Source organism: Rhodoflexus caldus, from assembly GCF_021206925.1.
In the GTDB taxonomy this organism is placed as follows: Bacteria; Bacteroidota; Bacteroidia; order Cytophagales; family Thermoflexibacteraceae; genus Rhodoflexus; species Rhodoflexus caldus.
The window spans coordinates 1-23,693 of sequence record NZ_JAJPRF010000018.1 but is presented as its reverse complement, the minus strand read 5'-3'; the positions used below and the strand labels follow the sequence as shown (position 1 = coordinate 23,693).

At 47.5% G+C, this 23,693-nt stretch carries 20 protein-coding genes; 15 read left to right on the top strand and 5 right to left on the bottom strand.

The window, feature by feature from the left end; genetic code table 11:
- Window positions 1–168: 168 nt before the first annotated feature.
- Genes NDK19_RS14860 through ctlX form a run of 3 tightly spaced genes read right to left on the bottom strand, consistent with a single transcriptional unit; the run spans window position 169 to window position 3,121 of the window.
- Window positions 169–1,230, bottom strand: a complete 1,062-nt coding sequence (locus tag NDK19_RS14860; RefSeq protein WP_250632694.1) for a phosphodiester glycosidase family protein — start codon at window positions 1,228–1,230, stop codon at window positions 169–171.
- Window positions 1,184–2,152 carry an AAA family ATPase gene (locus tag NDK19_RS14855; protein ID WP_250632693.1) on the bottom strand — a complete coding sequence of 323 codons (969 nt, stop codon included), beginning with the start codon at window positions 2,150–2,152 and terminating at the stop codon, window positions 1,184–1,186. Before NDK19_RS14855 ends, NDK19_RS14860 begins: the two co-directional genes overlap by 47 nt.
- Window positions 2,153–2,194: 42 nt before the next feature.
- On the bottom strand, window positions 2,195–3,121 hold the full coding sequence (gene ctlX / locus NDK19_RS14850) for a citrulline utilization hydrolase CtlX (RefSeq protein WP_250632692.1): 927 nt from the start codon (window positions 3,119–3,121) through the stop codon (window positions 2,195–2,197).
- A 59-nt stretch (window positions 3,122–3,180) separates the two neighbouring features.
- On the opposite strand from ctlX, the gene NDK19_RS14845 reads away from it, so the two are divergent.
- Window positions 3,181–3,870, top strand: a complete 690-nt coding sequence (locus tag NDK19_RS14845) for an ABC transporter ATP-binding protein (RefSeq protein ID WP_250632691.1) — start codon at window positions 3,181–3,183, stop codon at window positions 3,868–3,870.
- Window positions 3,871–3,995: 125 nt separating this feature from the next.
- Here the strand turns inward: NDK19_RS14845 and NDK19_RS14840 are convergent, their stop codons facing one another.
- Window positions 3,996–4,760, bottom strand: coding sequence for an acyl-[acyl-carrier-protein] thioesterase (locus tag NDK19_RS14840; protein WP_250632690.1), 765 nt, complete (start codon window positions 4,758–4,760; stop codon window positions 3,996–3,998).
- Window positions 4,761–4,837: 77 nt separating this feature from the next.
- Here NDK19_RS14840 and NDK19_RS14835 point away from each other — a divergent pair, with 77 nt between their 5' ends.
- The 14 genes from NDK19_RS14835 (at window position 4,838) to NDK19_RS14770 (ending at window position 23,439) form a co-directional block, all read left to right on the top strand.
- Window positions 4,838–5,245, top strand: a complete 408-nt coding sequence (locus tag NDK19_RS14835; protein ID WP_250632689.1) for a SpoIIAA family protein — start codon at window positions 4,838–4,840, stop codon at window positions 5,243–5,245.
- 103 nt (window positions 5,246–5,348) lie between these two features.
- The gene (locus NDK19_RS14830; RefSeq protein ID WP_250632688.1) at window positions 5,349–6,014 is read left to right on the top strand and encodes a lysoplasmalogenase; all 666 of its coding nucleotides are present in this window, start codon (window positions 5,349–5,351) and stop codon (window positions 6,012–6,014) included.
- Entirely contained in the window at window positions 6,007–6,621 is a 615-nt protein-coding gene (locus NDK19_RS14825) for an HD domain-containing protein (RefSeq protein WP_250632687.1), read from the top strand. Before NDK19_RS14830 ends, NDK19_RS14825 begins: the two co-directional genes overlap by 8 nt.
- A 320-nt stretch (window positions 6,622–6,941) precedes the next feature.
- Window positions 6,942–9,161 (top strand): tetratricopeptide repeat-containing sensor histidine kinase, encoded by a 2,220-nt coding sequence (locus tag NDK19_RS14820; RefSeq protein ID WP_250632738.1) that lies wholly within the window; start codon window positions 6,942–6,944, stop codon window positions 9,159–9,161.
- Window positions 9,162–9,192: 31 nt separating this feature from the next.
- The gene (locus tag NDK19_RS14815) at window positions 9,193–10,071 is read left to right on the top strand and encodes a response regulator (RefSeq protein WP_250632686.1); all 879 of its coding nucleotides are present in this window, start codon (window positions 9,193–9,195) and stop codon (window positions 10,069–10,071) included.
- A gap of 81 nt (window positions 10,072–10,152) precedes the next feature.
- Complete coding sequence (locus NDK19_RS14810) at window positions 10,153–11,682, top strand: ATP-binding protein (protein WP_250632685.1); 1,530 nt, start codon at window positions 10,153–10,155, stop codon at window positions 11,680–11,682.
- A complete protein-coding gene (locus tag NDK19_RS14805) occupies window positions 11,679–13,202 on the top strand; it encodes an ATP-binding protein (protein ID WP_250632684.1) in 1,524 nt (507 codons plus the stop codon). Before NDK19_RS14810 ends, NDK19_RS14805 begins: the two co-directional genes overlap by 4 nt.
- Before the next feature lie 191 nt (window positions 13,203–13,393).
- Window positions 13,394–15,094, top strand: a complete 1,701-nt coding sequence (locus NDK19_RS14800) for a hypothetical protein (RefSeq protein ID WP_250632683.1) — start codon at window positions 13,394–13,396, stop codon at window positions 15,092–15,094.
- Between the two features lie 9 nt (window positions 15,095–15,103).
- Complete coding sequence (locus NDK19_RS14795; RefSeq protein WP_250632682.1) at window positions 15,104–15,586, top strand: hypothetical protein; 483 nt, start codon at window positions 15,104–15,106, stop codon at window positions 15,584–15,586.
- A 12-nt stretch (window positions 15,587–15,598) separates the two neighbouring features.
- Window positions 15,599–15,736: a hypothetical protein gene (locus NDK19_RS14790; protein ID WP_250632681.1), complete on the top strand. Its 138-nt coding sequence runs from the start codon at window positions 15,599–15,601 to the stop codon at window positions 15,734–15,736.
- Between the two features lie 66 nt (window positions 15,737–15,802).
- On the top strand, window positions 15,803–16,885 hold the full coding sequence (locus tag NDK19_RS14785; RefSeq protein ID WP_250632680.1) for a hypothetical protein: 1,083 nt from the start codon (window positions 15,803–15,805) through the stop codon (window positions 16,883–16,885).
- Window positions 16,791–18,365 (top strand): MSCRAMM family protein, encoded by a 1,575-nt coding sequence (locus NDK19_RS14780; RefSeq protein ID WP_250632679.1) that lies wholly within the window; start codon window positions 16,791–16,793, stop codon window positions 18,363–18,365. The genes NDK19_RS14785 and NDK19_RS14780 overlap by 95 nt, the downstream gene beginning before the upstream one ends.
- A complete protein-coding gene (locus NDK19_RS14775; RefSeq protein WP_250632678.1) occupies window positions 18,283–18,960 on the top strand; it encodes a LamG domain-containing protein in 678 nt (225 codons plus the stop codon). The genes NDK19_RS14780 and NDK19_RS14775 overlap by 83 nt, the downstream gene beginning before the upstream one ends.
- Window positions 18,961–23,439 carry a fibronectin type III domain-containing protein gene (locus NDK19_RS14770; protein ID WP_250632677.1) on the top strand — a complete coding sequence of 1,493 codons (4,479 nt, stop codon included), beginning with the start codon at window positions 18,961–18,963 and terminating at the stop codon, window positions 23,437–23,439. It abuts the gene before it with no gap.
- Between the two features lie 133 nt (window positions 23,440–23,572).
- Here the strand turns inward: NDK19_RS14770 and NDK19_RS17020 are convergent, their stop codons facing one another.
- Window positions 23,573–23,677, bottom strand: a complete 105-nt coding sequence (locus NDK19_RS17020) for a T9SS type A sorting domain-containing protein (protein ID WP_394801688.1) — start codon at window positions 23,675–23,677, stop codon at window positions 23,573–23,575.
- Between the last annotated feature and the right edge of the window lie 16 nt (window positions 23,678–23,693).

Genomic DNA, 23,693 nt, shown 5'->3' with positions numbered 1-23,693 from the left:
CTTGCTAATAGTTGAGTCTTTTATTTTTGATGATTTCTGCTGAAAATGAGCAACTGTACTGCGGTTGCTCATTTTTTATGCAGACTTGGCAGGTTAAGGAACTAAAAACGCACGACATCAACATGCAGATGGAAATGCTTTCACAGAAAAGATGCGCTCCGCAACTACTCAATTGCTTATTGCCAAAATTGAAGCCACTTTTCGCTCGCCTGTTTTGTCGGAGGGGCGATTGATTATCTTACCTTTCACGACCATTGTGCTGGAGCCGCCTCCGTCCAAATTGACAGCATAACGGGCATTCAACCCCATAAAAATTTCGGCAAGTTCGGTGAAAGTAGCACCCTCGCTATATCCGGGTTGCCTGCCGTCTATTACCAAAAGTAGCAGCCTGCCTTTGCGGTCTAAACCGACCGCCGTTCGCGGGTTGGCATTGGCAATTTGTGTAAACCACTCCTCGCTGTCGGTGATGAATATTTTACCCTCCCACACTAACATCGGGCCTCCGCCCATTATCTCGGGTGCTTGCCACTTGTAAGGGACAGCGGGAAAAAACCGTGTAGGCGGATTTTGCTGCAAAGGCTTGACAGTGAAGGGGTTGGGTTTGTTATATGCCCACGTATTGCCGCTGCTGTCCGTGAAAGTCCATGCAAAATTTGCCCGATTGCCTGCAAAACCTACTGCACTGCGGGTGGGGTACAAAGCGCGGTTGACACCCGTGCTGTCTTTGCGGAAAACGGGTAATACATGCCCCGTCAGCAGTTGCCCGCGGTGCACTAACAGGCTTACGGAGCTAAGTCCATTGCGGGCAGTATCGGGCTTGAAAGTGAAATAGCCGCCGTTGATGGCTACCAAACTGTTGAACTGCCGTGCAAGTTCGGACGTGAGCAAAAGCCCTTTGCCTGCCGCCGCCGGTATAGTCTCAATGCGTAAGCGCTTGTTTTTCAGGTTGATAACAGCCAAGTAAGCAGCTATTTTTTTGCCGTTAGGCAGTGTGCCTTCAAACTTTCGGAGGCGGATAGATTTACCCGTTTGCAATGTGCGATTCAGGCTGTCCATATCTTGCCAAGCCAATCGGTATTGTGCATATGCGGGAAAGCAACAGTGCAGGCTGAACAGCAAAACAATCCAACCAACGGTTCGCAGCGCACCGTTGGTTGGGCATATCTTGTTGATTGCAAAGCCCTTAAATGTTAATCGGTACTTTTTTGAGAATGGTATCAATAATTTCACGGCTCGTAATACCTTCTGCCTCAGCTTCGTAGTTTAGAATGATGCGGTGGTTCAATACATCAAAGGCTACTTCTTTGATATCCTCAGGCAGCACGAAGTCGCGCTCCTCAAAGAATGCTACGGCTTTGGCAGCGCGGTTCAGGTTGATGCTGGCGCGCGGTGATACGCCGTACTGAATGTAATTGGCCATATCGCCCAGATTGTATTCTTTGGGTTTGCGGGTGGCAAAAATCAACTCGACGATGTATTTTTCCAATGATTCGGAGATAGTTACGCGATTGATAGCATCGCGAATTTGGAAAATTTCCTGTTTGCTGAGCACTGCATTAACGGTCGGCTGGAACGACATATTGCTCATGCGGCGCATGACTTCCAGTTCAGACTCTTTGTCTAAATAGCTGACAAAAATTTTGAGCATGAATCGGTCTAACTGTGCCTCGGGCAGTGGATACGTTCCTTCTTGCTCAACCGGGTTTTGTGTGGCAAGTACCAAAAAGGGTTTGTCGAGCGGGTATGTGGTTTCTCCGATTGTTACCTGCTTTTCCTGCATGGCTTCCAGCAAGGCTGCTTGCACTTTGGCAGGCGAGCGGTTCACTTCATCGGCCAAAATCATATTGGCAAAAATAGGCCCTTTTTTGACCTCAAATTCACCGGTGCGCTGGTTGTAAATCATCGTACCGACCAAATCGGACGGCAACAGGTCGGGCGTGAATTGGATGCGTTGAAAATCGAGGTGCAAAACCTGTGCAAGGGTATTGACAGTCAGTGTTTTAGCTAATCCGGGTACACCTTCGAGCAAAATATGCCCGTTGGTAAACAGTCCGATGAGCAGGCGATTAATCATGTAGCGTTGTCCTACGACAACTTTGTTTACTTCTTCATAAACTTGCCTGATTTTGGCCTGCATTTCAGCATTTGTCATGGGCGACCATAGTTTGATGGAACATCTGATAAGGCTTGCAAATTACTTCTTTTTTTTGGGCAAATGTACCGCTGCCAACATGCAGCGCGCGCTGCCGCCACCGTTAGCCTCTATGGTGTAGAGCGGTGCGAAAACCGGGCGCGCATATTTGCCGATTTGCGTCAGTTGGGTCTGATTCAGGGAACGATAGGCTTGGTCGGACATGACGAGCAGTTTTTCCCCTTTGTTGTTGTGTACTTCCAGCATGTTGCCTGCAAATTGGTTCATCTGCAAAAAGCTGATTTCAACAATTTCTTTACCTGAATCAATAATTTCTTTCATAACCCTTTCGCGTTCGCCTTCGGGGATGGACTCGAGGCAAATCACGACGTAGTTTGTGCCTACGCACATCATTACGTTGGTGTGGTAGATGTCTTTGCCGTTTTCGTCTCTTGAATGGAAGGATACAACGCGGAACCCCGTTTTTTTGGCAAAATCGGCCAAAACTTCGGCATCGGTACGGGGCGAAAAACAGGCGTAGCAAATTTTATTGTCATAGTCAAAAATCATGCTGCCTGTTCCTTCCAAAAACTTATTGTCGGCTTCGTAATGCGAAAGGTCTATTTCTTCCCGAATGTCAAATTCATCTCTAAGAAGTCCTAAAATGCTTCTGCGGCGTTCCCAGCGGCGGTTTTCTGCCTGCATGGGATAAAATATAACGGTTCCGTCTTCGTGGAAAGTTATCCAGTTGTTGGGGAAAATGGCATCGGGTTTTATTGGCTCGGGTGTATCGTAAACAACGATTACGTTCACGCCGTTTTGTTTCAATATGTCCACGAATCCGTCAAATTCCTGTAAAGCGAGCAGGTGGATGTTTTCGGTAGCTTTTTTGGCTGCTTCGGGGTTTTGGAACGCATTAGACCCTGCCGTTTGCGGATTGAATCCGAAGTGGGCAGGGCGTACCATCATCACTGTATCGGAAGTTTGCATTTCACATTTTCAATTAATGCGGCTAAGTTAGCATTTCAAATGCTAATTTTTCAAACTGTATGATGCGGTTGCACAACATCTTTTATCGCTACGGCAATGTGGAAGCGCTTCGGGGCGTGGGGTTTTCCATCGCACAGGGAGAAATTCACGGTTTGGTGGGCATGAACGGTGCAGGTAAAACAACGCTTTTACAACTGATTAGCGGGCTTTTAAAAATGCAGCAGGGCGAATGTGCTCTTAACGGAAGCCGCATGACGCAAAAGGATGTTGCTTTTTTGCCTACGCACAATTATTTGTACAGCTACATTACAGGGTATGAGTACCTTTCGCTATTTGCTGCCCAGAATCCGCAGGCCGATTTTGAAATACTGAATCGCATTTTTAAACTGCCGCTCAGCCGTTTGGTAGATGAGTATTCAACGGGTATGCGCAAAAAACTGGCTTTTATGGGGCTGATGGCACTCAATCGTCCCGTATTTGTGCTCGATGAGCCTTTCAATGGAGTAGATTTGGAGGGTTCACTGGCTTTTCAGCAGGCCATACGGATGTTAGCTGCTCAGGGTAAATACATCTTGGTTACTTCGCATATTTTTGAAAGCCTCACCGAGGTTTGCCACCACATCCATCACCTCAACAACGGCCTGATGAACGGCAGTTATGACCGTTCTGCATTTTTTCAACTGCAACACTTGCTCCGGCATACCTTCGAGCAAGACCACAGCAACGACTGGCAGCAATTTTTTGGCTGATATACTCAAACCTGACGGGTTTTCAAAACCTATCAGGTTTAAATAGTTGTTTTTCAATAACTTACAAAAAGCATTTTTGCAAACCACTTGCGCTTTTGTATGGCACTCTGTTATCAATTCATCAATTATTTCATCATCTCATGCTCCCACACCGTTCTTGCCTGAACCAACTCTTTGCCCGAGTCGGTCAGTGTTAGGCTGTGGCGAAACTGCGGCTGCCCATCAGATTCTTGCTCGGCTTTACCCTTGATGCAGTCGCCGAGGTTGCTTTCCATGCGGAACATAATATCCAACTCTTTGAGCCGGTGAGTGGCCAGAAAATCAGCGGGGAGCGTTTCTGCCAACCACTGAAAATAGTACATGTTATTGGTATGGCGATTGTTGTCTATGTGATGCCAACCTACCTGAAAATCAGCGGTATAAGTGGGGTTTTCTACACTGCCGATTTTCCCCGATGCACGCGGCAGCGGAGTTTCCTCCGATACGGGAAATTCACGGATAAAGTCGGGTACAGCAATCATCTGTCGCTTTTCCAAGTCAATTACAGGCCAAGATGTAGTAGCTTGGGCGAGCATGTTGCCTTTGGCGTCCATCACTCGGTAGTCGCGGTAGCAATAGTACTTATCCATACCCGACGGAAAGGTAAGTACCTGAATTTCTTCGCGCAGTTGCGGCCAGCCGAAACATTCTATGCGCATACGTGCCAGCACCCACGAAAGTCCGCGCTCCTGCAAAACTTGTGAGGAGAACCCAAGATTATGGGCATTCCAATTGGCGGCTTCCTGTAAAAAATTAGCCAAAGCAGGCAAGGTCAGGTGATTGAACATATCTACCTCATTGGCACGAATGATAAATTTTTCAATGTGTGGCGGTGTAGTGCGGTTCGGCATGGCTAAAAAACAAGGTTAGCAAAACTGTATGCTGCAAAAATGGCTTATATTAGAGAGTCATCAAAAGAATTTACCCTATGCAACCGATTGAAGAATTGTCATTTATCAAAATGTATTTTGACGAAGCAGATAAGATAATGATAAGCTGTTGGAAAGAAGGGAACGGAGAAATAACGGAAGCCGACCTTAGGCATAACATAGCACAGGTAGCGGATTTGATACAAACACATCGCCCGAAGTATTTTTTGGCCGATGATTCAAACAGGCAGTTCATCTATGAAGTCCACATGCAGGATTGGGTAGCGCAGACGCTTGCAACGGCCTGTATATCTGTTGGTTTAAAGAAATACGCTTTGATATTTCCTCAGGGATTGATAGCGCAGTTATCAACCGAGCTGACAGTGGATGCGGCAGGCGTAATACCTTCGGTAGGAATAAGATATTTTGACAGCAGGCAAGCTGCCTTGTGTTGGTTCAAACAATAGAAGTTTTTTGCTGCAAAAATGCTTTATATTGCAAAAGGTGTACGTGCAGCCCCGAGGTGCATACGGCAGTACACCTTTTGCATCACTCTAATAAAGCAACCACATGGAACAAAAAACTAACATACTGCAAACTTTATTTTTTATTGCCGGTGCGGTTAATTTACTGGGGCACTTGCTTGCGCAGCCGCTGTTGGTGCAATTTTCCAAACCCTTACTGATGCCGCTGCTGGCTGCTTTTTTCTATTTTAGCGTGGCGGGTAAAAAAGCACCTGCTACGGCTGTTTACGGCATGATTGCAGCGTTTATTTTATCTTTTTTCGGGGATGTGGCACTGATGCCGGAGGGGTATTTTACCCTTGGACTGGGTGCATTTTTGCTGGCTCATGTGAGCTATATTTTCGTTTTCACCTATTTGCAAAAGTTCCATCTGTCATTGGGGAGCATTGTACTTAAACCGGTGGTGTTGTTGCTTTTTGGCGCAGGTATCGGTATGTATATCGTTTTAACACCACATTTGGGTGCTATGCGCACGCCTGTGGGTTTGTACGTAGCTGTTATTGTGGTAATGGCTGTTTCTGCTTATCTGCTGACGCAACGCGTGGCAGCACTGACCTTCATTGGGGCAGTGCTGTTCATGATTTCCGATAGTTATCTGGCTTTCAACAAGTTTTATGCTCCTCTGCCGCTATCGGGCGTGGTGGTGATGGGCACTTATATTACCGCGCAGTGGTGTATTGCCAAAGGAGTCAGCAGTTATTTCCATGATTGAGGCGCTCCGGCAACAATGGCTGACCGAACTGCAAAACGCCGCTGATGAGGCTACGCTATCGGCTGCATTTGAACGACTGTGCAGTGCCTATCAGGAAAAAAGGCGTGCTTATCACAACTTACATCACATAGCGGCAATGTTGTCGCTTGCACAGCAGCATCGCACCGACTTACAGGATTTTACGGCAGTGTTTTTAGCCATTTGGTTTCATGATGTTGTTTATAAGCCACACAGGAAAGACAATGAAGAAGCCAGTGCAGCGTTTGCCCGCAAAGAGTTGCAGCATTGGCATATAACCGATGAGGTAAAGGATAAAGTAGTGCACTACATTTTGGCCACCAAGCATCATCGGGCAACCGATGACAATGATTTGCAGTGGTTGCTGGATTTTGACTTGGCCATTCTTTGCAGTCCGCCGCAGGCATATGAAACCTATACGCAACAAATTCGCCAAGAATACAGCATATACCCCGATTTTATTTACAATGCAGGCAGAAAAAAAGCAATGGCAACTTTTCTGGAACGGCCTGCTATTTACGGCAAACTCGGCGACCGTGCCGAACAACAGGCACGATTGAATATTACACTGGAAATCAGTCGTTTGTAGCAAGTGGACAAGTTGCGATTTCTTCTATTAGGCGTCTTTCAAAAAGCGGATTCAAGCGGAAACACATATGAACGATGATTTAGATGTTTATGAATAGGTTCGTGCAAACCTGTGTTTTCCGTGTTTAAAAAATAAGCGCAAAAATCTCTCGCTTACTTAGCAGAAAGCAATATTGTTTATACTACGGCCTTAGGATTTGTTCAGACTAACGCTAATAAACACCTTCTCAGATACTGACAGATAAAGCATAAAAATATTCACCTGCCGGATACGTTATATAATAGCTACCTGATTGATGCACTCAATACTTTTTTAAGTTGATGTCTCTGTTTTGGCGTTTTAAAATTGTTCTTTCCGTCTTGTTTGCAGCAAGTATAAGTATGGTGCTTGCCATTCCGCAGGAAGAGCCTCAACGTCGGATAGACAGCTTGCAAACCGCTTTTTTTCAGCCCAACATTTCCGGTGAGGATAAAGAAAAAATCAGTTGGGAGGTATTTCGGCTGATTACTCAACAGTTTCTGTATCGGGAGGGTGTTCCGACTTTGCAAAAATTCCTGTCCTATGCAGAACAGCCTGCGGTAAACGATACACTGAAAGCAGCCATTTATTTTCAGTGGGCACTGGTAGGGTCTTTTACTCAGGGCAACACGGTTAGCAGACATACCGAGTACTTTCTGAAAGCGCGCGATTTGAGTGCAAAAACAGGCCGTTATGATTTGCTCATAAATGCTTATGTACAAGTGCTCAATAATTTGTATCGTGCGAAGGCTTACGATGAAGTAGAGCAGGTGGGCACAGAGGCTATGCATCTTATGGAAACATGGGATTACAGGAAACAACACGTAGAAATTTACAACACGCTTGCGCTTGCCTATGAAAAGCAAAATAAGTTGGCACAAGCATTAGCAATATTTGATAAAGGCATTGCGCTGATTCAAAAACAGGATGCCTCCAATATTTGGCATGCACTGCTGCAAGGCAACAAAGGCAGCGTATTGCATCAAATGGGCAGATTGAAAGAAGCCCTTCCTTTACTTGCATTTGATGTGAATACCAGCTGCAAATGGAATGATATGTTCAATGCAATTTCCTCCCTGAGCGAAATAGCTGAAATCAACGCTAAACTTGGGCGCATGAGCCAAGCCCGTGCAAGTATGGATACCGTTTTCCGGTGGATAAAAATTACAGGTGATGACTACGTGAATGCCTTACCTGCCTGTATAAAAGCCTATAAACGGGCATCTTTCCTTTATCAGAAAGAGGGTAAACTTTCTGAGGCTATCTACTATCTGCAAAAGGCATATCAGAAAGAAAAGGAATACGATTTGCTGATGCTGAAAGCCGAAGCACTGAAAATTCGCCGACAGTATGACTTAGAGAAAAGCGAATCGGAGCTGAAATTGGCAAAAACCAACAACGACCTGTTGGCGCAACAAAAAAATACGAGGGAAATTATTGCTATCGCAGCAGTGGCGGGGCTCTTGCTACTTTCGGGGTTGCTTACTGCGCTGTTTCGGCAGCGAAACAGGTTGCGTCATGCCAATTTACAAATTGAGGAGCAATTGGAAGAAATTAGGCAAAATAATAAACAGTTGCAGAAGTTAGACCAATTTAAACGTTTGCTTACAGGGACTATCGTCCATGACTTGAAAAATCCGCTTGCAACAATTATTCAACGGGCAAAGGAGCCGACAACCACACAGGCCGCTCGTCGGATGATGAATATGGTACTGAATATTTTAGAAGTGGACAAGTTGGAAGATTTAAGCTATCATGCTGATGTTCAGGAAGTTAATTTACATCAAGTACTGCAACAGACACTCACGGAATTAAACTGTCAAACAGATGGCAAAGCGCTGTCTTTAAATTGCCTGATTCCCGAAAATCTGATTGTTTGGGCAGATGCTGCACTCACCGAACGGATTTTTGTTAATTTAATTAGCAACGCCATTCGTTTTACTCCTGCGGAAGGAAGCATTACTGTACAGTCCGTTCCGACTTCTGCACAAGGCACAGCGGTAATCAGTGTAGCCGATACAGGAATCGGTATCCCGCCCGAAGCTCTTCCGCATATTTTTGACAAATTCTTTCAGGTAAATCCTAATCAGTCCTCCGGTAACTATCGTTCCAACGGTCTGGGACTTACTTTTTGCAAACTGGCAATGGAAGCACAAGGCGGCACTATTGGAGTGGAAAGCAAACTAAACCAAGGAACAACGTTTTTTCTGACATTTGTTGCAAAGGATAATGCCCATGAAGAATCTCCAATAACTGTTACATCAAAAAGGACTGACAATCTGATTTTTTTATCTGCAAATGAACAAACTTATTTGCAGCCTTTTGTTGAAAAGTTATATCAGAAGGAGTTGTACGAACTGGGAGAAATCAGACAAATATTAGCGACCATTGATGCAGAATATTCGCCGCAGGTTGCTTTTTGGGTACATCAAATGCAAGATGCAGTTATTCACTATCATGAAGGAGCATATAAAAATCTGCTTTCTTTGGTAGCACAAATGCCTGCTAACGACACAGCATAAGCCAAGTCAAAGCTGTTTTGTAGCTTTGTATATGCAACTCAATTTACAACTTCAATCAACATCATTTACCACATTGGTTGTGGAGGACGAGCCTGCTCATGCTGATTTTTTGAGCACATCTCTTTCTTCTCTTTTTAATCAAATGCGTATCCTGTACGCCAATAACGGTATGGCAGCGTTGAAAGTACTTACCAAAGAGCAGCCTGACCTGATTATTACCGATTGGGATATGCCGCAACTCAATGGTATTGAACTAATTAAAAAAATACGTGAGCAAGCGGAATTGGCAGATATACCAATCATTATGATTACAGCTTTTCAGCAAGCACCGGAGCATTTGAGCGAGGCTTTGCTGACAGGTGCAACAGACTTTATCCGCAAGCCGATTGATCCAACCGAACTGCACGCACGTGTACAAAGTGCTTTACGCATACTTATTCTTCATAGAAATTTAGTAGCCGAGCAACAAAAACTTATCCGGGAGAGAACCGAAGCACTGGAAAATATTAACGCGCAGGTGATGCGCAAAAACAGGTTAATTAAGGAGTTAAAAAGGCAGGCAGAAGATGTTAGCACATTGTTAAACGGACAACTCATGCCACATATCGCCAATCTCATTAAAGTGGTGAACAAAGAGTTGAAAATGAAAGACGATTTACAAACCATAGAGAGCCAAATCCGTGAATTACATCCTGTTTTTTGGAAAAAACTGTCAGATACTTTTCCACAGCTCAGTCGCAACGAAAAGTACTTGTGCGTACACATCTACCATGGCAGAACAACGCAGGAAACTGCTGATTTTCTTTCTATCAGTGTTCGTTCGGTAGAAATGGCGCGTTATCGTCTGCGCAAAAAGTTAGGACTTTCGCAAGAACAGGATATGACCGAATTTTTGCGCAACCTTGTCTGAATAATAGAACAGACAAGCATATCTGCCAAAGCAGCAAGTCAAGCAATCATAAAAAAGGTCATTTTTGCCTAATTTTCCCCTATGATTCAGAAATACCCCATCGGCATTCAGGATTTCGGCGAGTTGCGCCGAGGTGGCTATGTGTACATCGACAAAACCGCGCACATTTTCCGTTTGATAGACCAAGGCAAGTACTACTTCCTTTCCCGCCCGCGTCGGTTCGGCAAGTCGCTGATGCTCAGCACAATGAAAGAGATATTTCTGGGCAATCAACAACTGTTCAAAGGGCTTTGGATTGAAGACAAGATAGATTGGCAGCGCAAAAGCCCTGTGATTCATTTGAGTTTTGCACAAGTAGATACCCGCGACCGCAGCCTGACCGATTCGCTCAGCGACCAATTGGTCAAACTTGCAGGTAACTTCGGAATTACACTGCAAGCCCCTACGCTCAAAGAAAAGCACGCCGAACTGATTGAAAAAGTCTATCAAAAAGAGGGACAGGTCGCTATTTTAATAGATGAATACGACAAACCGATTATTGATTTCTTGAGTCAGGATGAACTGCCGATTGCGCTGGAAAACCGCGATATTCTTAAATCATTTTATTCGGTCATCAAAGACTTAGACCCTTATATTCGCTTTTTCTTCCTCACGGGCGTTTCGCGGTTCAGCAAGGTGTCTATTTTTTCGGATTTGAACAATCTGCACGATATTACCATTCACCCGCAATATGCTGCATTGCTGGGCTATACACAGGCTGAACTGGAACAATATTTTGACCGTGAAATTGACCTTTTGGCACAAAACGAAGGCGTAAGTCGCCATGAGATGCTGGAAAAAATCCGCACGTGGTACAACGGCTACCTCTGGGGCGGCAAGGAAACCGTGTATAATCCGTTTTCGGTTTTGAACCTCATGTCGCAACAGCAGTTCGGTAACTTCTGGTTTGCCACGGGTACGCCCACGTTTTTGGTCAAAAAACTGCGCGAAAAGTTTACCTACAACTTGGAAGAAGTCAGTGCCGACGAGGGAATTCTATCCAACCTGTTGATTGAAAACATCAGCGAAACGGCACTGCTGTTCCAAACGGGCTACCTGACCATCAAAGAGCGCGACATGGGAACGTTCATTTTGCGCTATCCCAATCAGGAAGTTAAAGATTCGTTGCTGCAATTCATGCTTAGGGACTTCAGCGGTCAGGAATCGGTGCATCCCATTGTGCGCAACATGGTGCGCTACCTGAAAGCCCGCAACTACGAACAGTTTCAGGATGCGCTCAACACACTGCTGGCCAACATTCCCTACGAACAGTTCATGGAACGCTATGAGGCGTTCTACCATGCCATTTTCTTCATGGCTTTTTCGTTGATGCAGACCTACACACAAACCGAAGTGCAAACCGCCAAAGGCAGGATTGACGCGGTGGTGCACACGCCCGATGCATTTTTTGTGATTGAGTTCAAAGTAAACGGCAGCGCGGCGGAAGCGCTGGCACAAATCAAAGCAAAGGGATATCATCAAAAATATTTGCACCAAAACCGCGAAGTGGTGCTCATCGGCTTGGGTTGTGCCGAAAAGGAAGTCAAGGAACTAATCACCGAAAGCGTATGATTCAGAAATACCCCATTGGCATTCAGGATTTCGGCGAGTTGCGCCGAGGTGGCTATGTGTACATCGACAAAACCGCGCACATTTTCCGTTTGATAGACCAAGGCAAGTACTACTTCCTTTCCCGCCCGCGCCGCTTTGGTAAGTCGCTGCTGCTCAGCACGATGAAAGAGATATTTCTGGGCAATCAGGCGCTTTTCAAAGGGCTTTGGATTGAAGACAAGATAGACTGGCAGCGCAAAAGCCCTGTGATTCATTTGAGTTTTGCGCAACTTACCTACCAAACCGACGACCTGAAACTGCGCTTGCGGCAGGAACTGCAAAGGCTGGCAGATGCTTTTCAAATTACCGTTACGGGCGACCAACCCGGCGAATGGATGCGTTCGTTTATCCTGCAATTGTACGAGCAACAGGGGCAGGTCGTCATCCTGATTGACGAATACGACAAACCGATTATTGACTTTTTGGAACAACCCGAAAAGGCAGCAGTAAACAGGGACATGCTGAAAAATTTCTATTCAGTCATCAAAGACTTAGACCCGTACATCCGCTTTTTTTTCCTCACGGGTGTTTCGCGGTTCAGCAAGGTGTCTATTTTTTCGGATTTGAACAATCTGCACGATATTACCATTCACCCGCAATATGCTGCATTGCTGGGCTATACACAGGCTGAACTGGAACAATATTTTGACCGTGAAATTGACCTTTTGGCACAAAACGAAGGCGTAAGTCGCCATGAGATGCTGGAAAAAATCCGCACGTGGTACAATGGCTATTTGTGGGGCGGCAAGGAGACGGTGTACAATCCATTTTCGGTTTTGAACCTCATGTCGCAACAGCAGTTCGGTAACTTCTGGTTTGCCACGGGTACACCGACTTTTCTGGTTAAAAAGCTGCGGGAAAAGTTTACCTACAACTTGGAAGAAGTACAACTTTCCGAAATCCAATTAGGCAATTTTCAGGTGGAAAACGTAGATGAAATGGCGTTGCTGTTCCAGACAGGCTACCTGACGATTCAAAACAAGATAGAGGACATTTACACGCTTTCTTACCCCAATCGGGAAGTACGGCACGCGTTGTTGCAATTCATGTTAAGCGATTTTAGCGGCAAAAAGCAAATCAGCCCGTTGATTTTCAACATGTTGCAATATCTGCAACGGCGGAACTACGAACAGTTCCAAGACGCTTTGAACACGCTGCTAGCCAACATTCCCTATGAACAATTCATGGAACGCTATGAGGCGTTCTACCATGCTATTTTCTTCATGGCGTTTTCGCTGATGCAAACTTACACGCAGACCGAAGTGCAAACCGCCAAAGGCAGGATTGACGTAGTGGTATATACACCCGATGCGTTCTTTGTGATTGAGTTCAAGGTAAACGGCAGCGCGGCGGAAGCCCTTGCCCAAATCAAAGCGAAGGGTTATCATCAGAAGTATTTGCATCAAAACCGCGAAGTGGTGCTCATCGGCTTGGGCTGTGCCGAGAAGGAAGTTAGAGAGTTGATTGTAGAGGTATTGTAGGGGCTTATTGATACGCCGTTAATCCGCTGTAAATCAATATTTTACAGCGGATTTTTATTTTTTTCGTTTTTGTAGGGGCAAATGTAGGGGTGGACAGGCTGCTGTCTGAATACCATATGGCGGAACTTTGAGTTATCCAATCAAAACAAACTTCGCCGTTTTGTTCCGTTTCAGATTTTTCCCTATGGCGTATGGCAGCAGCTCTACGAATATTTTTGGTATGTCTTCTGTTAGTTGGCAATAACAGGCTTTTTGGACAGCAGCCAACATCCTCATCTCCCTTTTTTACTTATTCAGGGCAGGTATCGGTGCAGGGCGAATGGTATCGTATGCGCTCTGTGGGTGCAGACATTCGCCCCCGCCGTCCTGATGAACTTTATCGGTTCATGGGTTCGGGCAGTATTGGCATCAAAGGTATTCAGATACCTTTTTCCATGATGCTGGCCAATAATCAGCGCAACATCAACACCCCGATTCCTCTTGACCAAAATCTGTTTGAGTTCATTACCAACCCCGTAAATTCGGTTGGTTTTGCGCCACAGTTAAAATTCGGTAAAGCATTGCTGGGGACTTATGTACCTAAATTCATGCACTTTACCTCGGGCGATATTCGCATATTCGGTTTGGGTGCAGATATGCTGTTGGCAAAAAAGTGGCGGGTTGCGTTTCATGGCGGCAATGCGCAACTGCCTGTGGCTCAGAATCCTGTGCTGGGTGTTATAGGGGCTTACACGCGGCGCGTGTATTCAGGCAAGTTTGGCTACGGTGCCGATGATGCCACTCATTTACACGTGGGTTTCATGCGTTCGTCGGATATTGTCGGTTCTGTGCCTGAATTACTGACGCAGGTTGCACCGCAAGAAAATCTGGTATTTTCGGTAGGCGGCAAGTATAAAATTGGCTCGGCTTACTATTTGGAAGGGGAAGTTGCTCGCTCTGCTTTTACTGAAAATGCACTTGCCGAAAGTCTTGCCGACGATAATATGTTCGCAGGGCTGATGCCTTTCAACCTCACCGGTCGCTTGGGGACAGCCTTTCGCGGAACCGTGGGGCGCAACGGAAAAGTATGGTCAATACGGCTATATGGCGATTATGTAACCGAAGGTTTCCGTACGTTGGGCTATCCTTTTTTGCAACCCGACCAAGCAAATTACCGCATAGAGCCGCGCATGAACCTGAAAAGCGGTAAAATTACCCTTTCAGGGGCTATCGGGCAGCGCATCAACAACGTATCAGGGCTGAAAGGGGCAACAGCTTACCAACTGACGGGGATGATTAACGCCAATTGGCAGGCAACCGAAAAGCTGACACTTACGGCAGGCTTCAACAACTTTGGCTTTCGCAACACGGTGCGAAACGATACGCTGCGGGTGGAAAATGTGAATCGGTCACTGAATGTATCACCTATTTACACGATTCCTGCTACACGCTACACGCATGTATTCAATTTGACCTTTTCCCGCGATGCTTTTGACGACTTCAACCTGTTTACGGGCGCGCAAAACAGCAACAATTCAGTTACATGGATGGCGGGCTACGTGCTGACGTGGAACAATAAGCCGCTCACCTTTGACCTGACGGCGATGCAGTTTGATAACCGCACGGCAGTAAACTTCATGCAGATGCGTAATCTGACGGCCGGAACTGCTTACAAATTTTTTGACAAAAAAATGAACGGCTCACTGAAACTGACCTATATGTCCAATGCGGTGGATTTTGCCGAACCGTCACGCCAATTGATGCTGCAATTGGGTTATCGGTATAGCATCATGAAAAAACTGATGTTGGATACAGGGGGGCATATCAACTTGTTTCGCTTCGGTGCCGAACAGCCCGGGGTTCGCTTTACGGAAACGCTGCTGCGCAGTTCATTGACCTATACTTTCAAATAGCAAAAACATATGAAAACGCATATCAAACGATGGTTGCCTTGCTGCCTGCTTCTCTTGTCGGCAGCGTGCGACGATATGGAAGACCTAACGCCGGTGGAAATATTGAGCAACGGCGGCAAGGTATGGCGCGTAGTGGCGCTGCAACGCGAAGGCGGCACACCTGTTGCCCCACAGGCACTTGCCAATCTGCAAGTAGTTTTCAACAGTAGCGGTGCCAATCCTACGACCTACGAAATGCGCGGCTTCGGCAGGACGCGCATCCTGACCGACAGCGATAAACCGAATTTTTTTTCAAGCACCAACAGCGGCAACTGGGAAGTACGCCCGGGGCGCAGGCTGGTATTTGACCCGCAAAGCCCGCAGCCAAGCGAAGTAGAACTGTTGGGTGAAATTCGCTCTTCGGCTGATGCCATTCGGCTGCGTTGGCAAGTACCCGAAGAGTTGGACAAGAACATCCCCGTGTATCAGATGACCCTGCAAAAAACGCAATAAATAAAAGCAATCATGTACGACAGTCAGATATATCTATGTAAGCGGTTGCTTGCCTTGGCTTTCCTGATTTTGGTGCCCTTATCGGCACAACTCAACATGCAGGTTGCCGTTGTTGGTGGCAGGCAAGTGGCAAAACCGCCGATTGGGTAGGGCAGTTCCGCAAAAACCGCGTGCTGGTAACAGTTATCAACCCTACTTATCAACACCTACGAAGGCGTGTTGAGTGTTAAACTCTACGGTGGCGACGGCACGTTGTTAGCCGAAACCATTGCCGAACAGCAGCAACCAATTGAAATCACCCGCGGCAGTCAGGTGTTTGATTTGGCAAGTGTACTGCCGCAAAATAACCCCGCAGCCTATCGCGTACCTAATCGGACGCTCTTAGACCGATTCCGCAGCGGTTTTATTCCCGAAGACAACTACGAAATATGCGTGGATTTGGTGGACATCCGCACCCAAAATACGCTCATTGGCGCGCCCGTTTGCCGCAATGCCAATTTAGTTGCCTTTCAGCCGCCTGTACTGATTTATCCGCCCGACCGTTCGGAAGAACGCGCCAATACGCGCCCTGTTTTGCGCTGGAACGGTGTAACGCCCAAACCGCGTGGCGTTGTGAAATACCGTTTGCAGGTTTTTGAGGTCATCGGCGACCAATCCCCCGAAATTGCTTTCCGTACCAATGTGCCCTATGTGGACGAAATAATTATCAACCAAACACAGTGGATATGGGGGGCAGCCTACGAATTACCCCGCTCCGAAGGCAGGTATGTGTGGAATGTACAGGCCTTAGATGAAGAGGACAAACCCATCGGTGAACCCGAAGGACGCGCCGTGCCATTCCTGTTCAGCGTAGCGCCGCTCACCACTGCCGACAAACAGAAAAAAGACGAAGAATTACTTGCCGAAAAGCCCTTGGAGCAAGGCAAAATTCGTTTTACAGGTACAGTAAAAGACCTTGTTACCAAGTCAAGACTCATTCCTGATGCAACGGTAACCATTGCCTATGCTACATCGGAAGTAAAGTACCGCAACGTAACGGAAACCTACGCCGAAACAGTACCGGGCAGGCGCATCAATGAAAGTGTCAGAGTAAGCCTCGGCGAAGCAGTTACGGTGGCAGAACGTCTGCGTCGCGAAGGACGGGTGGTTACAGCCACGCGCTTAACAGGGTTAAGTATACTACTACATGACCCCGCCTACAACTGTGCAGAAAACGCGGCAGGTACAAGTGCCTTACACCGAACAAAATCCCAAAACAGTGGAAGTTACGACCGACGGGTCAGGCAAATTTTCTATTGATATAGAAGATGGACAGGTTATCAGCGTAACAGCAAAGGCCAAAGACTATTTTGACGGCAAAGCAGAGCAAATCAATGTGCAAGTACCCGCAGGTGCTTTCGTGATTAGCGGCTATTCGTATTACTTAGCGCCGCGACCGGGCAAAATAGAAGGCATTGTTAGCGATGCGCAGACCCGACGCGGCATACAGCGTGTCGTTGTTGAGGCATTCAGCAGCCGCGACCAAAGCCGCGCATTGGCTTCGGGCATGACCGATGAGGCAGGTAAATTTTTTTTTGACGTAGATGCTGCCGACTACGTATTGAAAATCAACGAAACGCAGTACAAACCTTTTACCTCGCGCACCGTTAATGTGCGTCCTGAAATTACTGCCAAAAGCGATATAGAACTCACACCGCTCACGGCAAGCATCAAAGGGAAAATTACCGACAGGAACTCAGGTGATGCCATTGCAGGCGTGAAAGTGGCCATTTATACGCAGAAAGATATAGATGAGCTTTTGTACGGAAACAAGACAAATCCTGTAAGCAGGGAAGTGAATACCGATGCAAACGGCAACTGTGAAATCAGCGGCATTACCATCAACAAAGAAGGGCTGGAAACGGATAAGTACGTAGTAGTGGCGCAGAAAAACGGTTATGCAATGGCGCATAGTGCCGTAGTGCTTTTGGCAGGACAAGAAAGTACCCAAGCCGACCTGACGATGCTGACACGCAACAGCAGCCTTGCAGGCAAAGTAACCGATAATAACAACGAAGCCTTAGCCAATGTAACGGTTGATATTTACCAAGCCGACAACACTACAATTCATAAAAGCCTGACCACCGACGGCAACGGCGAATATGCCGTTAAAGAATTACCTGCCGACCGCAAATTGGGGAAAATTGTATTTTTCCGCGATGGCTGGTCTATGGAAACCAAAGCGGGCATATTCGCGCAGTTTCAGACAACTTATGTAGTAGATGCACAATTGACTCGCAACCCTTTGATTACGCTGCGCGGCGTGGTGGTAAATCAGAACGATGAACCTATTGAAGGCGTGAAGGTAAGCTGCGAAAACAAATCGGCTACTACCGACAAGCAGGGCAGGTTTACCATAGAAAACACTTCTGAACGCACACACAAGGAAATTTCCTTTGCTAAGGAAGGGTTGGAAAGCAAAAACGTGAAAGTGGTTGCTAAAATTTCCCCCGACTGGCAGATTGAGGAAACCTTGCTGGAATACAAGCGCAAACTTGTGATTCGTTTCAACGACCAAACGGGCAATGCGCTCAACGGTGTGAACTTCCGCCTGACCGCCCCTGACGGCAAAGAAATAGCCAAAGAGAAACTGAGCACAGCAGAATGGACGGGCATGGTTACGGGCAGCCCTGCGTGGGTGGGGCAAAGCCTGAAAATTGCATGGACACACCCCGCCAAATGCGCTCAATTTCAACGGCACGAACAACTTTGTTACCTTCCCTTACTCGCCCGCGTTTGATTTGGTGGACGGCACGATTGAATTCTGGATGCGCCCTAATTGGACACCGGGTTCTAACGGGCAAAATCCCTGTGTGCTGGGCTACCGCAACGGATTTGCTGCCACCCGATTCAGCGTGCATGTAGAAGACAACCTTTCCGGTATTGGCATTTGGAACGACATTTCGTATCAGGTGCGCCCCTTTGCTTTTGTACAGGGTACATGGTATCACATCGCGGTAGTGGAAAGCGGTAGTTCTGCCACATGCTATGTGAACGGTGTTTCCATCGGCGCGACTGCCAACGGCTTCAATACCGCTTTAAGCAACGCGCCGCTGACCATCAGTTGGTCAAACGACCCGCTTTATCCGAACGAATATTTCAGGGGTGAAATTGACGAAGTGCGCATTTGGAATACGGTACGCACATCTGCCGAAATTAACGCTAACCTGAACAGTGAAATCAATTTGCCGCAAACGGGCTTAGTGGCTTATTATCGCTTCAATCAGGGCGTAGCGGGCGGCAATAATGCGGCGTTCAATACACTTAACGACTTGGCAAGTTGCAACATAGGCACGCTGAATAATTTTACACTTTCGGGCAATACTTCCAACTGAGTGGCTTCTACGCAGCCACTTTGTACAGGCAATTCCATAGAGGTGGCAACCGTATCGGCAAAGGGTAACGGTAATCTTATCAGCAATGGAAGTACGACTTTCAGTACTGCCAATTTTACAGACATGGGTACGGTTGCGTTGGGTAATACTATTACACGCAGTTTTAACATCAGCAACACGGGAACATCCATGCTGACCGTCAATAGTATCACCTTTACGGGTACAAATGCGGCTAATTTTACGCTGCCTGCTCCACCTGTTTTTCCTGTCAATATCGCGCCCGGTACAAGCCTGAGCGTAGATGTTCGCGCACAACCTACCATCGGTTCGCTGACCAGCACGGCGACGCTGAACATTGCCAACAATAGTTGCATCAGTACTTTTGCTTTTGACCTGCGTGCTGTTGCCACACCTTCGGGCGCGGTGAGCATGAACCGCATGGCAGGTATAAATGCTGACCTCGGCAGCCCGATTCCACTGCGCATAGACCGCGAAGTAACCATTGAAGCGTGGGTAAATCCGAATAACCCCGCCATAGGCAGCGGCGCAATCAATACGCTGATAGCCAATAAATTGACAGGTACGGGAAACAATGGTTTCGCATTTTACATCAATTCACTCAGCAATACGGCAAACGACAATCGCTTAGTTTTTGAAAGCAAGGGCAAATCGGTTTATACACTGCCCAATGCTATCAATCCAAATGTTTGGCAGCATGTAGCCGTAACGGTTAATGCGGCTACGCAGACGGTCAATTTTTACGTCAATGGCGTATTGCAAACCAACGATGCAGCTGATCCCGACAACGGCGTAGCACTGTCGGAAGTCGCCAATAACTTGCGCATCGGCACATTTGCTGACCTTGCTTATCCGTTTACGGGTGCAATGGATGAAGTGCGCATCTGGAACAGGGTTTTATCGCAAGCCGAAATCACAGCCAATTTTAACCGCATCCTCACAGGTCAGGAATGTAACCTGATGGCGTATTGGAATTTTGATGAGGTAAGCGGCAGCGCCATTAACGATGCCACTATTGCCGCCAATCACGGCACACTGGCAGGCGGATTTGCCCGTGTGCCTTCGGGTGCGGACATCAGAGGTTTTGCTGCTGCGCCTGCTGCTTGTACGACCACATGGAACGGTATGGCATGGACAAACGGCAGACCGACTGCCAACACCGAAGCGATTATTGCGGGAGATTACAACACGCAATTGCAGGGGAATCTGCTGGCAAGCCAACTTGCGGTCAATGCAGCGGCTAACCTGACCATTCATGCGCAGGGGCGCGTGGTAGCAACAGGTGCAATTGCCAACAACGGGGCAATTAATAACTGCGCTGCGGGTGTGCTGACCTTTGGCAGTTTTACGGGCAATCCTGTTTTGTCTGCTGCTGCACAGCCCACCGTTCCGGCAAGTGATATGACGGTAACTGCTACTACAACGACTACTCTCTCACTTTCATGGACAAACGGCAATGGGCAAAAACGGCTCGTTGTGTTGCGTCCAAATACGGCTGTTGCCAATAATGCCGCTTTTGACAACGTGGTATATCTTGCCAATGCCAATTTTACTCTGGCAGATACCATTAATAACGGGAGGGGCAGGGTGGTTTTCAATGGGACGGGTAATAGCGTTGTGGTAACTCATCTTATGCCTAATACACGCTATCACATAGCTGTATTTGAATACAACGAAACGCCCTGTAGTATTAACTACGGCAATGCGGGTGCGCTATTGCAGCGGATGACCCTGCCCGGTGCGCCTGTCGCATTGCCTGCCGAACCCGTTACTGCGCAAGGCTTCACTGCCCGCTGGCAGTCGGCAGGAACAGTCAATTACCTGCTGGAAGTTTCGGTGCGCGAAGATTTTTCAAGCCTTGCATTCAGCGGACAAGTAAGCGGATTTGCTTTGGCACTGAACAATATTGCCCAAACAAACTTTTCAAGGGTGTTTTTCTATCGCTTGCGTGCCATTAATACGTCCGGCATGTCTGCCTATTCCAATGTGGTGCGGGTTGTTTTACCGCCTGCTACGCCCACAGCCTTGCCCGCTGCAAATATCACAAGCAGCCATTTTCTGGCAAAGTGGAATTTTGCGGCAGGGGCAGAGCGCTATGAACTGGAAGTTGCACGCGATTCGGCATTCACGCAAATCGTCGGCCGTTTAATTGCTACCACTACACAAATCAATGTAACGGGACTGAATGAAAACACGGTGTATTTCTATCGGGTGCGTGGTGTTTTTGGTATCTTATTTTCCGAATATTCCAATGTCATCTCACTGCGGACGCTGCTCAGAGCACCTGTTGCGCTGGAAGCCACATCTGTTGCACCGGAAAGATTTACCGCTCGATGGGAAAATTATTCCCTTACCGATGCTTTTATGGAGGTGGAAATTGCACGCGATGATAAATTTTCCGACATTTTGCGTAGGGCACAGGTAAACAATCAGGATTCACTGCCCATTTCGGGGCTACCCTTAGCGCCTGTTTACTTTTATCGTTTGCGTGTTCGCGCAGGCAATCTGTTTTCGGAGTATTCCAATGTCGTAACCGTTGAGGTAGTACCGCCTGCGCCCGTAGCAATTGCCCCTGCCAATGTAAGTCCGAATGGTTTTTTGGCACGTTGGGAAGCTGTTCGCGGAGCAGATACTTACCGATTGGATGTAGCAAGCGATTCTGCTTTCAGTCGCATGATACAAGCCGATATTTCGGTGAATGGGTTAGAGCACATGGTTGGTGTGAACAACCCTGCGCAAACCTATTTTTATCGGGTGCGCAGCAGAAATGCACGCGGCGTTTCGGCAAACAGCAACGTAATAGCCGCCTTTTTGCCGCCAGCCGTTCCCTTGGCTTTGCGCAGAGAAAACAGCAACAATCCGATGGAAATTGCACTGGCATGGAACGCATCGCCGTCGGCGCGGCAACCTGTTGCCTACCTTGTAGAATTGACTACTAACAGCAATTTCAGCAATGCACGAATTCGGCAGACAACAGACCTGCGTGCGGTATTCAACGGGCAGTCCGGAATGCGCCACTTTGCGCGGGTGAAAGCCCTTCACGACCGCGGAGAGTCAGCTTATTCGTCGGTGATTTCCTTTGTCTTGCCGCCTGCCGTTCCTTCCGGCATCCAAATCAGCGATACTACCGAAAGCGGTTTTGCCGTTCGCTGGCAGGCAGTAGAGGGCGCAACAAGTTACCGCGTAGAAGTCAACGGTACAGTTGTCCGAACCCTTGAAGCAACCAATAATACCACGCTTACAGGTTTGCCGTCGTTGCAACGTCATATGGTACGCATTAGCGCAGGCAACGAAGGTGGCAGTTCGGCGTGGAGCAATTCGGTTGTTGCCATTACTTTGCCCCTGCCCGTATTTACTGCTCCTTCGCCCGACATAGCTCCGCGCCGCTTTACGGCTGTATGGACGGCCTCTGTACAGGCAAGTGTTTACAGGCTGGAAGTAGCTGCTAATGAAGGCTTTACAAGTCTTTTACCCGGCTATCCGCGCACGGTCAGCAACAGCACAGAGGCAACGGTAGATTTGCCTGTATCGGGTGGCGTATATTTCTACCGCGTGCGGGTGCTGGCAACAGCAGCGGGGCAGAATATACTTTCTCGCCCTTCGGAGGCACAGCGGGTCAGCATCCTTAGCACCCCCGCAAGGCTGCGAACCGAAAATGTAACAGCTACAGGCTTTGATTTGTTGTGGGATGCCGTAACGGATGCACAAAGCTACGAAGTACAACTCTCTGTCAATAATTTTGCCACCGTGCTGCGCGAAACAAGCGTAACGGGAACAACTCTTACCTTCAATGGTTTAGAAGCCAATCGCGAATATCAGGTGCGGGTGCGGGCATTGGCAGCACCGCGTTCCGTGTCGGAATGGAGCAACCTGCAACAACTTACCTTGCCATTTGCACCCAATGAGGTTGTGATGAGGCGCATCAGCACTCGCCGTGCCACAGAAATTGCATGGTCATACGACTGCCATCCTTTTGAGCGCGTGGCTAATTTGCGCTTTGTTGTGGAGCGTTCCGACAATGCAGGTGCACCTTTCAGGGCTGTTTCGGGCGAAATCAGTCTGCCTGCCAATCGTCAGTTTATTTTTGAGGATGTTACGGGTACGCAACGCCTGCAAGCTGCTTATCGCCTGAGAATCAGTAATGCAGCGGGATTCATCCTCTACGAAACAGGGCAGCGTATTGTAACTTCCTTAGAAGATGCCGAAACAGCACCTGCCATTGCTGAACTGCGGGTTTATCCTAATCCTGCACGGGATATATTGCACATTCATTCGGACAAGTTACTGCGCAATGCTTATGTGCAAATAACGGATGTCAAAGGAGCAATAGTTTACGGCGCACAGCCCAAAACCGTTGACAGGGGCGTGCAGTTATCGGTTGCGCATTTACCCGCAGGTCTGTATCTGCTGCAAATAGTAAGCGATACGGAAACAAGGGTGTTTCCATGGGTGAAGGAATAAGTGGACATATGAAAGCAAGTGCCCGTCCCAAAATCAAAGGGGTATTTTAAAGCCTGCCGCTTGATGCATCGCAATAAAAAAAACCCGACAGGACTCAATGTCCCGTCGGGGTTAGTTTTACTCAAAACTCAGCTTACTGCTTCACTAATTTCTCCGTCCAAACTTGGCCGTCTGCCTGACGGATTTGCAGCAGATATACGCCGCCCGCCATGTGGCTCAGGTCAATGGTTTCGTTCATACGGCGACCGCTGATG

What these genes read in the sequence shown, in the direction of transcription:
- NDK19_RS14840 (WP_250632690.1), bottom strand. Translation starts at nt 4,760, where the DNA reads ATGCCGAACCGCACTACACCGCCACACATTGAAAAATTTATCATTCGT.
- NDK19_RS14835 (WP_250632689.1), top strand. Translation starts at nt 4,838, where the DNA reads ATGCAACCGATTGAAGAATTGTCATTTATCAAAATGTATTTTGACGAA.
- NDK19_RS14795 (WP_250632682.1), top strand. Translation starts at nt 15,104, where the DNA reads ATGAAAACGCATATCAAACGATGGTTGCCTTGCTGCCTGCTTCTCTTG.
- NDK19_RS14855 (WP_250632693.1), bottom strand. Translation starts at nt 2,152, where the DNA reads ATGACAAATGCTGAAATGCAGGCCAAAATCAGGCAAGTTTATGAAGAA.
- NDK19_RS14800 (WP_250632683.1), top strand. Translation starts at nt 13,394, where the DNA reads ATGGCAGCAGCTCTACGAATATTTTTGGTATGTCTTCTGTTAGTTGGC.
- NDK19_RS14790 (WP_250632681.1), top strand. Translation starts at nt 15,599, where the DNA reads ATGTACGACAGTCAGATATATCTATGTAAGCGGTTGCTTGCCTTGGCT.
- ctlX (WP_250632692.1), bottom strand. Translation starts at nt 3,121, where the DNA reads ATGCAAACTTCCGATACAGTGATGATGGTACGCCCTGCCCACTTCGGA.
- NDK19_RS14845 (WP_250632691.1), top strand. Translation starts at nt 3,181, where the DNA reads ATGATGCGGTTGCACAACATCTTTTATCGCTACGGCAATGTGGAAGCG.
- NDK19_RS14825 (WP_250632687.1), top strand. Translation starts at nt 6,007, where the DNA reads ATGATTGAGGCGCTCCGGCAACAATGGCTGACCGAACTGCAAAACGCC.
- NDK19_RS14805 (WP_250632684.1), top strand. Translation starts at nt 11,679, where the DNA reads ATGATTCAGAAATACCCCATTGGCATTCAGGATTTCGGCGAGTTGCGC.
- NDK19_RS14810 (WP_250632685.1), top strand. Translation starts at nt 10,153, where the DNA reads ATGATTCAGAAATACCCCATCGGCATTCAGGATTTCGGCGAGTTGCGC.
- NDK19_RS14830 (WP_250632688.1), top strand. Translation starts at nt 5,349, where the DNA reads ATGGAACAAAAAACTAACATACTGCAAACTTTATTTTTTATTGCCGGT.
- NDK19_RS14815 (WP_250632686.1), top strand. Translation starts at nt 9,193, where the DNA reads ATGCAACTCAATTTACAACTTCAATCAACATCATTTACCACATTGGTT.
- NDK19_RS14820 (WP_250632738.1), top strand. Translation starts at nt 6,942, where the DNA reads ATGTCTCTGTTTTGGCGTTTTAAAATTGTTCTTTCCGTCTTGTTTGCA.
- NDK19_RS17020 (WP_394801688.1), bottom strand. Translation starts at nt 23,677, where the DNA reads ATGAACGAAACCATTGACCTGAGCCACATGGCGGGCGGCGTATATCTG.